Here is a 15,246-nt window from a genome sequence, read left to right as displayed (position 1 = left end):
TCAATTATTTCCAACCACCACCAAGGGCTTCGTATAAATCAACAATAGTCAACAACTGTTGTAATTTGCTGTCAATCATGTTTAATTCAGAACTCAATGCGCTTTGTCTCGAAATCAATAAGTCTAAATAATTGGCATAGCCGTTTTTCAATAATTCCATAGAATTATTTTCAGCATTTCTTAAAGCTTCAACTTCCAACTCGCGGAATTCAAACTTTTTGGTTTCTTGGTTGTAAGCATACAGCGCGTTAGACACTTCATTACCTGCAATCAATAAGGAGCGTTTAAACTCCAATAAGGCTTGTTCTTGTTGCGCATCAGCAACTTCTTTTTGGGTTCTGATTTTTCGCTGGTTAAAGATTGGTTGTGCCAATCCGCCAACAATGTTCGCAAACAAGGAACTCGTACTTACCAGTTCATCCAATTGCAAGCTTTGAAATCCTCCTCCAGCAGTCAAGGTCAATGACGGATAGAAATTACTACGCGCTACATTGGTCATTTCAAAAGCTCTGACCAAATTGTACTCCGCAGCAATAACATCAGGACGGTTGCGCAACAACGTTGAAGGCACCCCTAATTTGATGTCCGATTGTAATTCTTGTTCATCTAACATACTGCGCTCATACTGTTGAGGTTGTTGCCCCAATAAAATACTCAAGGTATTTTCTGTTTGAAAAATTGCAGTTTCTAAATCCACTTGTAAAGCTCTTGCGTTATTGTACTGAGCAATATTTTGATCAACAGCCACTTGGGTCACATTCCCAGCGTCTTTTAGGATTTTAATGGTACTGACACTGCTGTCTCTTATAGCAATGGTTTTTTCCGTAATATCCAACTGCGCATCTAAAGCTAGCAGTTGGTAGTACGTTGCGGCAATATCAGCCACCAAGCGCGATTTTACCGCTTGATGTGCGGCCACAGTTCTTAGATAATCTGCATCGGTTGCGCGCTTGTTACTGCGTATTTTTCCCCAGATATCAGCTTCCCAAGATACATTGCCACCCAGCTGAAATTGATCTATATGATCTTTTCCACTACCAGTAAATTGGGCGCCTTGTTGGCCATTATCAGAAAAATAAGATCTGTTGGCACTGGCATTGGCGCCAAGGGTCGGTAAAAAACCTGCCTTGCCTTGTTTTGCATAGGCTTCTGCCGCTAATACTTGTTGAATGGCGACACGGATGTCGATATTATTTTGAAGGCCTTCTTCAATATACTGAACCAAATAGGGGTCATTAAACAGTTCCTTCCAGGACATGTCAGCCATAGAAAGGCTGTCCGTTGGTAAGGCATCTGTTCTGTACAGATTTTCAGTTTCCTCTACTTCTGGACGTGTATAGTCTTTTGCTACAAAACAACTTTGCAGGGTAAATGCTGAAACGGTCAGCATAAGCATATACTTAACGGTGCGGGTTTTAAAAATTGCTATCATGAGTTTGATTCTTCTTTAAGTTCTACTTTTGGTTGTGGTGCTCCAGATATTTTCTCTTGTAACCATTGGAAAAATATGAACAGGATTGGAATAACGAATACCCCAAGGATGGTTCCTATCAATAAGCCTCCTACAGCTCCCGTACCAATGGAACGGTTACCTGCTGCACCTACGCCGTTTGCAAACACCAAGGGCGATAATCCTAAGATAAACGCGAATGAGGTCATTAAAATAGGTCGTAAACGCGCTTCAGCACCATTAATGGCCGCTTCTAACAGCGATTCTCCGTTTCGACGTCGCTGCAACGCGAACTCCACAATTAAAATCGCATTCTTGGCCAACAGACCGAGTAGCATAATTAATGCAATCTGGAAATAAATGTTGTTTTGCAACCCTGTAAGTTGGGTTACAAAGTAAGCTCCAAAGACACCTAATGGCAATGATAATAATACAGAGAAAGGCGTTAAATAACTTTCATACTGTGCTGCCAATAAGAAATACACAAAAACGAGCGACAGAATAAAAATGGTCGTGGTTTGGTTACCTGCACTCACTTCCTCTCGGGTCAGACCAGAATAGGCTGTGGTGTAATTTGCAGGCAAGGTTTGCGCAACTTCATCAACCGCTTTAATGGCGTCACCTGAACTATATCCAGGAGCGATAGCCGCGTTTAGGGTTACGGAGTTGAACAAGTTGAATCGGGTTACGGATTGTGGTCCGTACACACGTTTCAAATTTACAAATGTCGTAATTGGCGTCATCTCTCCGGTGCTGGTACGCACGTACAACTTCCCTAAATCGCTCTCTTGAGCTCGGTCTTCAGGTAAGGCTTGGACGTATACCCGGTATTGCTTCCCAAATCTTGAGAAATCTGCCGCAAATATACTTCCAATATACCCTTGTAAGGTTGAAAAGATGTCACTAATAGGCACGCCTAATTCTTTTGCCAACTCGGCATTAAGATCAATCTCGTACTGCGGATATTTGGTGTTAAATGAAGATTGTGCATATTGAATCTCCGGACGCTGTGATAATTTCCCAATAAACTCTTGGGTTACTTTATCCAAATCCGTAAAGCTTCCGCCAGAACGGTCTAATAAATTCAGCTCCACCCCGGTAGAGTTACCAAAACCTGGGATACTTGGTGGGGAGAAGAAAATAATATTTGCTTCCGGAATTTGCGCAGCCACACCAAACATTTTACCCGTAATACTTTGGGCGGAAAGTGAATCAGCTCCTCTATCCTTTAAGTCGTCTAAACGGATAAAACCTAATCCGTAGTTGTTACCTGCACCTCCTAAGAAGCTGCTTCCTTTAATCAATGACCCACCTTTTACACCAGGAATTTGGATTAATTTATCGTATAAATCCTTATTGACCTGATCGGTTCTATCTATTGAAGAACCTGCTGGAAGTTCAACGTTGACGAATACAATTCCTCTATCTTCATCCGGTACGAATCCCGTTTTCAATTCAGATGAGGACCAATAAATAGCTCCAACGGATGCAATTAATACGAGCACGGTTACCCATTTATTTCTGTATAGGAAATGTACAGATTTTCCGTATTTCGTAACTGTGGCATCAAAACCTCTGTTGAAGCCAGCAAAAAAGCGTCCTAAGAATCCTTTTTTCTTACTGTTATTTTTATCATCGTGTCCTTTAAGGAAAATGGCACACAAGGCTGGACTCAAGGTGAGAGCGTTAATTGCCGAAATGATAATCGCTACAATAAGCGTCACCCCAAATTGCTCATAGAAAACTCCGGTTGGGCCTTTAATAAAGGTTACTGGAATAAACACCGCGGACATTACTAAGGTAATCGAGATAATCGCTCCTGAAATATCGTGCATGGCTTCTACCGTAGCTTTCTTCGGATCAGACTCACCTTCATCAATCTTGGCGTGCACCGCTTCAACTACCACAATGGCATCATCTACCACAATACCAATGGCCAATACCAAGGCGAAGAGCGTTAATAAGTTGATGGAATAGCCGAATAAATTTAGGAAGAAGAATGTTCCAATAATCGATACTGGTACTGCGATGGCAGGAATTAACGTCGATCTAAAATCTTGTAAGAAGATAAACACCACCAAGAATACCAATAAGAAGGCCTCTGCCAAAGTGGTGACCACCTTTTCAATAGAGGCATTCAAGAATTCATTAGTGTTATACGGAATAAAGACTTCAATGCCTTTGGGCAAATTCGCTTTAATCTCTTCTAACTTACTTTCAATTTCAATAATGATATCACGAGCGTTAGAACCTTTCGTTTGGAAAATACCCATGTTAACTGCAGGATTCCCATTGGTTATCGAGCCACCGCCATAAGATTGGGCACCCAGTTCAATATCAGCAACATCTGATAACTTTAAGAATTGACCGTTGCCTAATGCTTTAATAATAATGTCACTATACTGTGCTTCGGTCTTAAAACGACCGCCGTATTTAATTACATAACTAAACGCTTCACCATTATTTTCTCCTAATGAACCTGCGGCAGCCTCTAAACTTTGTTCCCGCAAAGCGGCAGTAACATCTGTAGGAATTAAGCCATAAGCGGCCATTTTATCAGGCTGTAACCAGATGCGCATGGCGTAATCTTTACCTCCAAAAACGTTTACATCTCCAACCCCATTAACCCTTTGTAATTCCGGGATGACGTTAATTTTGAGATAGTTTTGCATAAAGGTGTCGTCATAATCAGGGTTTGTACTGTAAAATGACATAAACATTAAGGCACTCGTTTGCTGTTTAGACGTGGTAACCCCCGTTTGTAATACAGCTTGTGGCAATTGCGAGTTGGCACGAGCCACACGGTTTTGTACGTTAACTGCAGCAATATCCGGATCTACATCCTGATCAAAAAATACCGTAATGGAAGCGGTTCCGGTATTGGAAGCACTTGAAGTGATGTACGTCATCCCCTCTACACCGTTAATTTGTTCCTCGATAGGGATGATCACACTTTGTAGAATGGTTTCAGCATTCGCTCCAGGATAGGTGGCGTTAACTGTAATGGTTGGCGGTGCAATATCAGGATATTGCGTAATAGGTAATGCGGTAAGACCAAGGAAACCCAAAATCACAATGATGATGGAGATGACCGTTGAAAGTACTGGTCTGTCAATAAATATCTTTAACATAAGTTCTTATCTTGGTGGATTATCTGAATATTTTTTCAATAGGTTTTGCGACGCTATCAAAAGGGATTTCCATAGGTTTAATTTGAGTATCACCTCTTAATTTTGCGACACCTTTGGCAACAATTTTATCCCCTTGTTTAAGTCCGTCAGTAACCACATACATGTTATTAACATCAGCGGACACACTAATACGTGTGGATACGGCCATATCATCTTCAGCTATTTTATACACGTAGTAGCTGCCTTGTTGCTCATAGGTAGATTCCTTAGGAACGACTACAGCATCTGTATAGGTTTTAGGAACTCTAATTTTACCACTGTTACCATTAGTTAATAAGCGCGCATCATTATTAAACACGGCACGGAAAGAAATAGATCCAGTATTGGCATTCACTTGAGAGTTAATGGTTTCAATAGTGCCTTCTTTTTCGTAAGGAGTCCCATTGGCTAAAATTAAAGTCACTTTAGGAAAGTTTTTAATTTTATCTTGAATGGTATTGCCTTCTGCATTTTGAATAAAATCTAAATATTCTCTTTCATTCATTGAAAAATACGCATACACTTGACTGATGTCAGATACAGTAGTTAAAGGTTCTTGGTTACTTGGGCTTACTAAAGAGCCTTTACGAAGCCTGATGGAACCCACGTAGCCATCTACAGGACTCTTAATATTACCGTAGTCAATATTGGCGCCAATACTGTTGTAAGCGCTTTGGGCTTGCTGCAATTTTGCTTTCGCGGTGGCCAATTGAACGTCACTAATGATGTTCTTTTCTACTAGAGGTTTAAGTTTGTCAACTTCTACCTGGGCAGCATTGACGTTTGCTTTAGCGGCAGCAGCATCCTGGTTAAGGGACTGGGTTTCTAATTTAAAAAGTGTTTGCCCTTTTCTTACTTTCTGACCTTCGTCCACCAATACATCTGTAATGTATCCTGAAATTTTAACCCGCACTTCACTATTATTCACCCCTTCAATACTTGTCGGGTAGGTGGTATAACCAGTGACCGTTTTTTGAGGAATTACGGTTACTTGAAACGGCATTGGGCCTTGCGGACCTTGTGGTGCTTGTTCTTTTTCTCCGCAGCTCATAAAGAGCGTGATCATACTTAAAGCGAATACTAAAGGGAGTTTGATTGTTTTCATTTATTACAGTTTTGTGGTTTTTTCTATTATTCTTGATCTTAATGTGGAAACGGATTGAGTGACTTCTTCAAGGAATTGAATGTAATTATCATGAAAATCGAGTTCAAATTTTACGCTTCCGTCAGCAGTTTGATCATTGCTTTTCCGCTTGTAAATTTTAATTTCTTGATGTAAAGCTTTTTGTTCCATCCAAGATTCCATTAAAGTGTCGATACTTTGAAGGATGCTATCTTCATTGATGGTGTAATATTTTTTACGATCTCCTGGTTTTGTGAAATAAACAATTTTCTTTAAATCTGCTAAATGATTGAGATGGGTAGAAATCGTGCTTTTGCTAGCACCAAGATCAGTGACCAAATCTTCAAAGGTGGTGCCCACTTTACCAGTTAAAACAATATGCGATAAAATACGGGCAGCAACAGGAGCATATTGTTCCTTTTGCTCCATAAACACTCCTAGTCTTTCGACTAAATCGCGTTTTTCACTTCGGATTTCAGTAGTCATTGTTCAAATTTTATGCAAAGATAAGATAGGTTCGGAACAAACCGAACCAAACGAAGTTAAAGAAATGTTAAATAAAAAAACCGATATGGAGCTATCGGTTAATAGTTATAAGCAGTAAGATTTTATAAAGCAGATTTAAACTGCTCTAAAAACCTAACATCGTTTTCACTTAATAAGCGGATATCGCCAATTTGATGTAATAACATGGCAATACGATCGATCCCCATGCCGAATGCAAATCCAGAATATATTTTTGAGTCAATACCACAGTTTTCAAGAACATTAGGATCTACCATGCCGCACCCCATAATTTCTAACCAACCGGTTCCTTTGGTGATGCGGTGGTCAATTTCGGTTTCCAATCCCCAGTACACATCTACTTCAGCGCTAGGCTCAGTAAATGGGAAATAGGAGGGACGCAATCTAATCTTGCTTTTCCCAAACATTTCCGTGGTAAAATATTGAAGGGTTTGTTTTAAATCGGCAAAACTAACATCCTTGTCAATATACAGCCCTTCCACTTGGTGGAAAAAACAGTGTGACCGCGATGAAATAGCTTCATTTCTGTACACCCGACCTGGTGAAATGGTACGGATAGGAGGTTGGTTATTTTCCATATAACGCACCTGTACTGAGCTAGTGTGGGTACGCAATAAAATATCAGGATCAGTTTGGATAAAAAAGGTGTCCTGCATGTCTCTTGCCGGATGGTATTCTGGCAGATTTAATGCCGTAAAGTTATGCCAATCATCTTCAATTTCTGGGCCTTCACTTACATTAAAGCCTATGCGAGAAAAGATGTCAATAATTTGATTTTTCACTAATGAAATAGGATGACGAGCGCCAATTGCAATAGGTTCTCCAGGACGTGACAAATCGCCATAGATGCCCTTAACTTCCTCTTTGCTTTCCAACACTTCCTTTAAAGTGTTCACTTTTTCTTCTGCAGTAGTCTTCAGCTGATTAATCACCTGTCCAAACGCTTTCTTTTGCTCGTTGGGCACGTTTTTAAATTCGGCAAAATAAGCATTTAACACGCCTTTTTTACCTAAATATTTAATCCGAAACGCTTCGATTTCTTCCTTTGTGTGCGCCTCAAATGCTTCAGCTTCAGCAATACTTTCTTTTATCTTGTCTATCATAAGTCAAAAAATGAATGGCAAATTTACTGTTTTTTTGGATTTTACCTTAGTGATTAGAGTTGAATTCCAGTTTATTTTGAAGAACTTTTCACCGGATAAAATCTTACTGAATAAATTCCACTTCTACAAAATAATTCACAATGGCTTCTTTCATCAAGACGCTTTGCTCCCCTGCTTTTAAAGGTGGTAATTGTTCTTTAACCTTGTAATGCGGCCACTTATCATCGTCATAAAAATCAAACTCATAATAGCCATACGGTTCTAGCAAACGGCAAATAGCAATATGCATTAAATCTAATTTATGATCTTTTTTAAATTTTTTATGAAGTTGTCCTAGCTCTTGAACCCCAATTAAATAAATAATGGCATCCAAATCTAAAGGGTCTCCTTCAGCAAACTGATCTGATAATTTTTGAACCACAAGTTCCCAGCGCTGTTTTAATTGTTCGTCTCTTGACATTTCTTTAGTTTCAGGTTTAGAATTAAAAGGAACCAAATCTCATTGAAAATTGCGGCGCAACTTCAAGATCCTCGTCAAATTAATTTCTCGCAAAGTTAACTTATATTTGACGAAATTCTGTAAGATATGAGTGTTTTGGATATCGTTTTGACTGCCCTAATCCTTTTTGGATTGGTACGCGGACTGATGAAAGGTTTTTTTGTTGAAATTGCCTCTTTAGTGGCTTTGGTGGCGGGGATATATGGCGCCATCCATTTTAGTAATTATGCAGCTACATTTATTGATGACAATTCGCAGTGGGATGAAAAAACCGTCAATATTGTGGCATTTGCGGCTACCTTTCTCATCATTGTTTTAGTCATCGCATTAGCAGGAAAAGCCTTGACCACACTGGCGGACTTTGCCGCCTTAGGTATTGTCAATAAGTTGCTTGGAGCCCTTTTTGGCGCTATAAAAGTCGCAGTTATCTTAAGCGTTATCCTCAATGTTTTTGATAATATGAATAGGGCCATTCCCCTCACTGACGACGAGAGTATTGAAGACTCCATGTTATACGCTCCTATAAAATCATTGGTGCCAGCAATTTTTCCGGTGATTTTGGAAAAGAAAAACGAATTGGAAGAGCATTTAGAAGACGACGATGCTTTAACAGAAGAAGCCCCCTCTGACCTCATTTAATATTTGATGCTTGTCGTTAATCCAAACGATAGATTTCCATGATATCATTTAAATAGCCATCAAAATCGATATTTAAATCGATCAGCTTGCCAGTATGCACATCAAATACCCATCCGTGGACTACAAGACCTCTATCTCTATTGGCTTTTTGAACCGCCGCGGTTTTAATTAAATTGACACACTGTTCCTGCACGTTCAATTCTACAAGGCGGTTGTACCGCTCATTTTCATCTGGAATAGCATTGAGAGTGTTACGGTGGATGCGGTACACATCACGAATGTTACGCAGCCACGGGTTTAAAATACCCAAATCTTCAGATTGCATGGCCGCTTTAACACCACCACATTCATAATGACCACAAACCACGACATCCTTAACTTTTAAATTGTTTACGGCGTAATTGACCACAGACATCACATTGAGGTCAATACTGATTACCATATTCGCAATATTCCTGTGAACAAACACTTCACCAGGCCCTAAACCCATCAATTCTTCGGCCGTGACACGACTGTCTGAACATCCAATAAATAACAATTCCGGATTTTGGCCTTTCCCTAAATCTTCAAAATAGCAAGGGTTTTTAGAGAGTTTATCCTTAATCCAGGCTTCATTGTTTTTAAATACGTTCTTTACATCCATGGGTTACAGTATTATCGTTTGGTGTATGAGCAATGGCATGATGCTTTCCAGGTAACAAGGACTAGCCATTGTTTATACACATTTTTGTTTTACAATATTTTTTTATCATTAATGTCCGGTAAAAATATATATAAATTAGCAAACTTCTTTAGATCAAGAGACATTAGGAGATTTATGAAATGACACCTTACTTTTTAAAAGCTTTTTCTACCAAGAGTGATTCGATTATTTATATGTAAATGATCGTTGTTTGTCAGTGAGTTGCCAGTAAGTTTTTATACCTGATTTTAACAGCGCAGCGATCTTGATTCTTATCGGACAACAATGTTGTTTTATTTCAAAAATGGAATTGCAGGTATGTATAAATTCTTCAGTCCTTTTTGACTTTTTCTAATGTTCAAAATAATAGAAATTATATTATATAGGTACAAAAATAATATCACCAAACCGACGGTTGAGAAATTTGTAATCAATAAAGGAAATGAATTTAATAGATTAAAATCAATAGGAATAAATGACCCTTTAGTTGCTATCATTAAAACAACAAATAGAATTAAAGTCCAAGTAATTTGAAAACTGATGAGTTTTCGACCCGTATCATCCACAAGTTTTATCTTTTCTCTCTTTAAAATCCACATTACAAGTGGAATTATTATTCCTAATAGAGGCTGAATTAGAATGCTCATAGCGCTAAGGTGTAACAGAGTCAAATATCCTTTATCTTCAATATCTGTCCATTCCAAAAGATCATCTGGTGTTACTTCCAGTGCCTGAGTTAATTTTATCAGCGTATCTCCCCTAGGAATTGACTCTCCTTTTTCAATTCGCTGAATTGTTCTGAGACTTAATTTTGATTCTTCCGCCAGTTGTTCTTGAGAAAATCCTTTCCGATTTCGTAAGTCTTTAATTTTAATTGCTAAGTTTTGATTTTTCATTTTGATGTAGTTTAATGATTACCCAGCAAAGATATTTTCAGGTTGTTCTAATGGTTGCGTCACTTCTATGTCAATCTTATGACATTAGTGCCTACGTTAGGCTCAAATGTCCAATAACCTAGAAATACAGATCATAAAAGTAATAAAGATATGCCTTTTCTAAACTAATTATTTAAGATTATTCTACAGGGTTGAAGCGTGGGGAGGTGAGAATTTAAGTGCAATTTAAGAAGAAAAGCTCTATTGAAATACTCAAAATTTTGGATAAAATTCAAGTAAATAGAGCGAAAATTAATAACTTTTAATACTTAAATCGCTTTGATGGCATCTTTAGGGATCCATCCAGTTTTGCCATCAGCAAGTTTAATTTTCTTCCAATTATTCACGGTATCTATGATGTGCACTTTGGTGCCTTCATGGAGTTTAAAGGATTCCGTGCTCCTCAAATTGGGTTCGCTTTTAACTTGACTTTCCTTGGCAAAGACTATGGCGGGATGGTCATTTTTAACCAGATTGTAATTAGCAAAAGCTAGCGCTACCGCACTACAGGCCAAGATAAAAAAGGACATGGCAGCAACAAAGGCCATTCTTTTTTTTGCCGATTCATATGTAAAATAGAATAGCAGATAGAGCACTACAAAAAGGAGCATAAACACCACGGAGACTACAGCCCAAGTATCAAAAGTAAGCCAATTGGTAATTTTTTTTGTGAATTTTGAAAACCCTAATTCTGGAGCTTTGTCAATGGCATCAATGGTCATATTCCGGGCAAACGCAATATTATTCTTTATTTCCTGGTCATTTGGAGCCAGTTTGAGCGCTTTTTCGTAATAATAGATGCTTGGTGCAATGTGGTTCAATTTGTAATGCGCATTCCCTAAATTAAAGTATACTGCTGCCGAGTGTTCTCCGGCCTCAAGAATTGCTTCGTATTTGGAAATGGACTGTTCAAAATCACCATCATTGTAAAGCTTGTTGGCCTGTTCAAACAGTGCTTCGTTTTGAGCAAATCCCAATGTCCCAATTAAAAACGTCAGTATATAAACAAAATGTTTCATGTTACTTAATCTGTTTGTCAATTACTGAAATGGTCGTGGCTGCCTTATCATAATCGTGTTGCATAGTGACCTCTGTAAATGGCGTATAACGTGCCAATTCACAACTGTCCAGAATAGAAAGGAAATCCGTCACTACGGCTTCATTAACCTCCCGCTTCAATAATAACTGCTGAATGCGGTCCTTGCTTAAATCGCTCGTTTCAATGCGCAACTTGGCTTTAAGGTAATTATGAAGCGCTTTCTCTAAAGCAATATAAAACGCTTCTTTCTGACCCAAGGCTTTTTTGGCAAAACCTAAATATTTTTTAGCAAGCTTATCTGCTTTACGGACTTTGTTTCCACTAACATCAGCTGCGCGTTCTGCTTTCTTTCTGCGGAAAACCATGGCCAACGGAATGGCCATGAGAGGCAACAATAAGACGCTCCAAAACACCGTGGAATTTAAAAAAGGTTCCGATTCTATCGGCTCTAGATTGGCATTGCTTTTAACGAACGCAAATTGGTCGTTGTTCATAGTTACACGCTGCTTACCATCTCCAGAACCAGCAATATTGCTATCAGTATTGGAGTTGTTTGTAGGGCCGTCAAGAACATTGACCACCACCTCCCCAGAAGAAATTGTTTTATATGTTTCTGATTTTAAATCAAAATAGGTAAAATCGATATTCGGGATAGGATACTTGCCTTTAAACTGCGGCACAATGGTATAATTGTCTACAATGCTGCCTTGCATGCCTTCTGAAAGTGTTTTAATGTTTTCAGTGTGTTCTGGCTCATACACCTCAAGTGCACTTGGGATGCTCAGTTTTGGCAATTGAAATAATTTTAAGTTTCCTTTGCCGGTCACTTCAACCCGGGCTTGTAAAGATTCTGTCGCGTTTAAATTAGTTTTTGAGGTGGTTAATTTAAAATCGAAATCGCCAACGGCTCCAGAGAAATCCAAAGGTTTTCCATTTTCAGGTAGTGCTTTAACGGTTAAAGTTTTACTACCGGCAGAAACGGTTTTATGAACTTCTGTCGGCACGAAAGTTCCAAAGAAATCGCGCCTTTTACTAGGTACCTGCACGGTAAGGTCTAAACTTAAGGGTTCAATTTCTAATTTTCCTGATTTTTGAGGATAAAGGACCGTTTTACGGATCACCAAATAGCGGTAATTGCGCCCTTTATATTGCGTTTTTTGTATCTGGCTGCCCTTTAGATCGATATTCTGGCTCCAAAAATCATTATACCGTGGGTTGCCATTCTCTCTAAAATTACTCACCCCAATGTCCTCAGAAACATAAAGTTTATATGTTACGGTTACCGCTTCATTTAAATACGGATTGGTTTTGGAGATTTCAGCAATCAGATGGACGTTGTCATCCGCAACGTTTTCAACATCATCAGGATCATTGGGCCTGCTGACTGCCGTGGAGATTTGCACGGTTACGGGTGACGTTTTATAAGTTTCTCCTTCAATTTCTATGGTCGCTTGATTGATGGTAATCGATCCGGTTTTTTTCGGAGCAAGAAAATAACTGTAGGTTTTTGAAAAGGAGCGTACACCGTTAATCCAGGAATGGCTGACCGATTGGTTCGGGCCACCTACCACCGTAAAATCAGCGAAGGACGGTGGACTGAAATTATCACCATCAGTGTTCATTTCAAAATCAACGCGTAAACGCTCATTAATACCCAGTTGCGTCTTGCTGACTTTCGCCTCAAATTTTATTTGGGCGGAGGCAAGACCTGTGCTGAGGAGTATTAAAAATAATAGTATGAATGTCTTTAATTTCATCTGTAAATTAAAAAATTAACGAACATCGAATAATGATTAACGATTTTTGAATTATTGCTTTTTGAGGTTTTAATACTTGCGACAACTATTGAAATGAGTTGATTGCTCTCATCTAAAACCTTTGAGATTTTTTCTTTGTCGCCAATAAATAGATCGTTATTCATTAACAAAAACCGTTTTACCAGTCTTTTTCTGTTTCTACTTTAATGCCTTTTTGTTTATCGGCATTCATTTTTTCTTGAACTTTTTGTTCCTGATTATTCATGGCTTCCAATAAGTTCTTTATTTGTTGTGGAGACAATTTTCCAGGCTGAGGTTTTTGCTGTTGTTGTTCATCCTTCCCTTCTTCATCTTTAGGTTTCCCCTCATCTTTCTTATCCTCGCCCTCTTTTTTATCCTGATCTTTTTGGTCGTCTTTATTGTCTTTGTTGTCCTGATCCTGTTGATCTTTATCGTCTTTATCTTTATCCTTATCCTCGTCGTTCTTTTCTTTGTCCTTATCTTGATTTTCGTCTGGCTGATCGTCTTTTTGCTGCTCAGCACATTCTTTAGCTAAACCAAGATTGTAACGCGTTTCATCATCCGTAGGATCATTTCTAAGGGCACTCTTATAAGCTTCAACAGCTTCTTTACACTGCTTGTTCTTCATTAAAATATTTCCAATATTATGAAAAGCTTTGTGTTTTTCCGATTTTTCCGTGGCATTTTTAGCCGCTTGTTGTTGGCGGTACAAGGCCTCTTCGTAGTTTCCTTTTTTGTAATAGGAATTTCCTAAGTTGTAAGTTCCTGCAACTGAGGACGGTTGTTTTGAAATGGCTTTGCGATATTCTTTTTCTGCGGAAATAAAATCGTCCGTATCCATAAGTTGGTTGGCTTCATAAACAAAATCGTTTGATTGTTTAGTAGCCGATAGTTGCTCCTTCTGGTTCTCATCAATTTGAGAAAAAGCGAACGATGTAAAAAGTAATACTAGTAGGGTTAGGTGTTTCATCTCTATAACATAATGAGCGTTTTTTAACGTCTGATGGATGCCCATCAACGGCTCAATTCACATGAACATATTAGTTTAATTGCCACAAGCTTAAAACAGTGCATAAATCTAAAAAAACTATAGCTATCAAGGTGATAATGTTTTCTTAAAATATGTTTGGAACGCCATCTTTAACAGTCTTTTAACCGTAAACAGCGGTTTTATGATGATTATTAATCAGTTAGCTTTCAAGTCGCGTTTAGGCCATCATAACATTGCTAACAAGCGATTAAAAATCTTCATTGAATAAATTCAGGCGTTTTAACCACGAGGTGCGTCGTTCTAACAATAAGACATCAATCAATAAAAAGAATAAAGCCGCCGCCAGAAACCATTGATACTGCGACTCAAAATCCGCAAATTGTTTGGCTTCAAATTCTGTTTTATCCATTCGGTTTAAAATATCTCTGATATGTTCCACCACCTCTGCAGTGTTTCTGCCGTTAATGTAAGATCCGTTTGCTTCAGCGGCAATGTTTTGTAGAGTGCTTTCATCTAAACGGGTAACGACGGTTTGGCCATTGCGATCTTTTTTATAGTTGACAATCCTGCCATTCCGTTTCTCGGGAATGGGACCGCCCTTCACGTCTCCAACGCCTATAGTGAAAATCCGAATACCTGCTTCATGCGCTTCTTGTGCTGCCTCAGTTGCTAAAGTGCCATGATCTTCGCCATCAGAAATGATGATCAGGACACGGTTGGTGTCTTGGTCTTCATCAAAATAGGTTTTAGAAAGGTCAATTGCTTCATGGATGGCGGTGCCTTGCGAAGACAGCATATCCGTATTCATGCTCTGCAGGAACATTTTGGCCGCTGCATAATCGGTGGTAATGGGCAATTGCGGAAATGCTTTGCCGGCGTAGGCGATAATGCCCACACGATCACTAGCTAAATTATTAATGATTTGCGTGACCAATTGTTTCGATTTTTCCAAACGATTGGGCGCAATATCTTCCGCCAACATACTTTTAGACACGTCAATGGCGAAAACAATATCGACACCTTCGCGTTTTACCGTTTCGAGCTTTGTGCCTAATTTAGGATTGACTAGCGCCATGACCAAACATGCAAACGCAAGCGAAAGTACGACCACTTTCAAAATAGATTTAAAGAGAGACGTGTCAGGACTTAATCGTCTCAGTAAGGGTTTGCTCGCGAATTTGCGCTGCACCCGACGCTTCCAAACCTGTAAAAGTAAAAACACAATAATGACCAACGGTATCACCATTAATCCCCAAAACCATATGTTTTCTTCTAATTGCATTGTTCAGTCTTCAGTTCGCTATTATTAAAT

Annotated in this window: 13 protein-coding genes; 1 reads left to right on the top strand and 12 read right to left on the bottom strand. The window is 38.9% G+C overall.

All coding sequences use genetic code 11. The annotated features are described in order from the left end of the window. Positions 1-4: 4 nt before the first annotated feature. The 6 genes from ES711_RS06795 to ES711_RS06770 all read right to left on the bottom strand — a co-directional run bounded on the left by ES711_RS06795 (position 5) and on the right by ES711_RS06770 (position 7,831). On the bottom strand, positions 5-1,432 hold the full coding sequence (locus tag ES711_RS06795; protein ID WP_146891827.1) for an efflux transporter outer membrane subunit: 1,428 nt from the start codon (positions 1,430-1,432) through the stop codon (positions 5-7). Then, on the bottom strand, positions 1,429-4,581 hold the full coding sequence (locus ES711_RS06790) for an efflux RND transporter permease subunit (protein WP_146891824.1): 3,153 nt from the start codon (positions 4,579-4,581) through the stop codon (positions 1,429-1,431). The genes ES711_RS06795 and ES711_RS06790 overlap by 4 nt, the downstream gene beginning before the upstream one ends. Positions 4,582-4,600: 19 nt before the next feature. Further along, a complete protein-coding gene (locus ES711_RS06785; protein ID WP_146891821.1) occupies positions 4,601-5,725 on the bottom strand; it encodes an efflux RND transporter periplasmic adaptor subunit in 1,125 nt (374 codons plus the stop codon). A gap of 3 nt (positions 5,726-5,728) precedes the next feature. Further along, positions 5,729-6,229, bottom strand: a complete 501-nt coding sequence (locus ES711_RS06780) for a GbsR/MarR family transcriptional regulator (RefSeq protein ID WP_146891818.1) — start codon at positions 6,227-6,229, stop codon at positions 5,729-5,731. Positions 6,230-6,351: 122 nt separating this feature from the next. Further along, a complete protein-coding gene (gene pheS / locus ES711_RS06775) occupies positions 6,352-7,371 on the bottom strand; it encodes a phenylalanine--tRNA ligase subunit alpha (RefSeq protein WP_146891816.1) in 1,020 nt (339 codons plus the stop codon). Positions 7,372-7,474: 103 nt separating this feature from the next. Further along, the gene (locus ES711_RS06770; protein WP_146891814.1) at positions 7,475-7,831 is read right to left on the bottom strand and encodes a hypothetical protein; all 357 of its coding nucleotides are present in this window, start codon (positions 7,829-7,831) and stop codon (positions 7,475-7,477) included. 126 nt (positions 7,832-7,957) lie between these two features. Between ES711_RS06770 and ES711_RS06765 the strand changes: the two genes are divergently transcribed. Then, positions 7,958-8,509: a CvpA family protein gene (locus tag ES711_RS06765; RefSeq protein ID WP_146891811.1), complete on the top strand. Its 552-nt coding sequence runs from the start codon at positions 7,958-7,960 to the stop codon at positions 8,507-8,509. A gap of 16 nt (positions 8,510-8,525) precedes the next feature. On the opposite strand, the gene ES711_RS06760 is transcribed toward ES711_RS06765, so the two are convergent. The 6 genes from ES711_RS06760 to ES711_RS06735 form a co-directional block, all read right to left on the bottom strand. Further along, entirely contained in the window at positions 8,526-9,152 is a 627-nt protein-coding gene (locus ES711_RS06760) for a carbonic anhydrase (protein ID WP_146891808.1), read from the bottom strand. 332 nt (positions 9,153-9,484) lie between these two features. Continuing rightward, a complete protein-coding gene (locus ES711_RS06755) occupies positions 9,485-10,087 on the bottom strand; it encodes a helix-turn-helix domain-containing protein (protein WP_146891806.1) in 603 nt (200 codons plus the stop codon). Between the two features lie 308 nt (positions 10,088-10,395). Beyond that, positions 10,396-11,145, bottom strand: coding sequence for a tetratricopeptide repeat protein (locus ES711_RS06750; protein WP_146891803.1), 750 nt, complete (start codon positions 11,143-11,145; stop codon positions 10,396-10,398). 1 nt (position 11,146) lies between these two features. After that, entirely contained in the window at positions 11,147-12,922 is a 1,776-nt protein-coding gene (locus tag ES711_RS06745; RefSeq protein WP_146891800.1) for a BatD family protein, read from the bottom strand. A 178-nt stretch (positions 12,923-13,100) separates the two neighbouring features. Next, positions 13,101-13,913 carry a tetratricopeptide repeat protein gene (locus ES711_RS06740; protein ID WP_146891797.1) on the bottom strand — a complete coding sequence of 271 codons (813 nt, stop codon included), beginning with the start codon at positions 13,911-13,913 and terminating at the stop codon, positions 13,101-13,103. Positions 13,914-14,181: 268 nt separating this feature from the next. Then, complete coding sequence (locus ES711_RS06735) at positions 14,182-15,216, bottom strand: vWA domain-containing protein (protein ID WP_146891794.1); 1,035 nt, start codon at positions 15,214-15,216, stop codon at positions 14,182-14,184. Positions 15,217-15,246: the final 30 nt, after the last annotated feature.

The organism is Gelidibacter salicanalis, assembly GCF_007997285.1.
GTDB lineage: Bacteria > Bacteroidota > Bacteroidia > Flavobacteriales > Flavobacteriaceae > Gelidibacter > Gelidibacter salicanalis.
The sequence above is the reverse complement of the archived record's forward strand: the minus strand, read 5'-3'. Positions and strand labels throughout refer to the sequence as shown.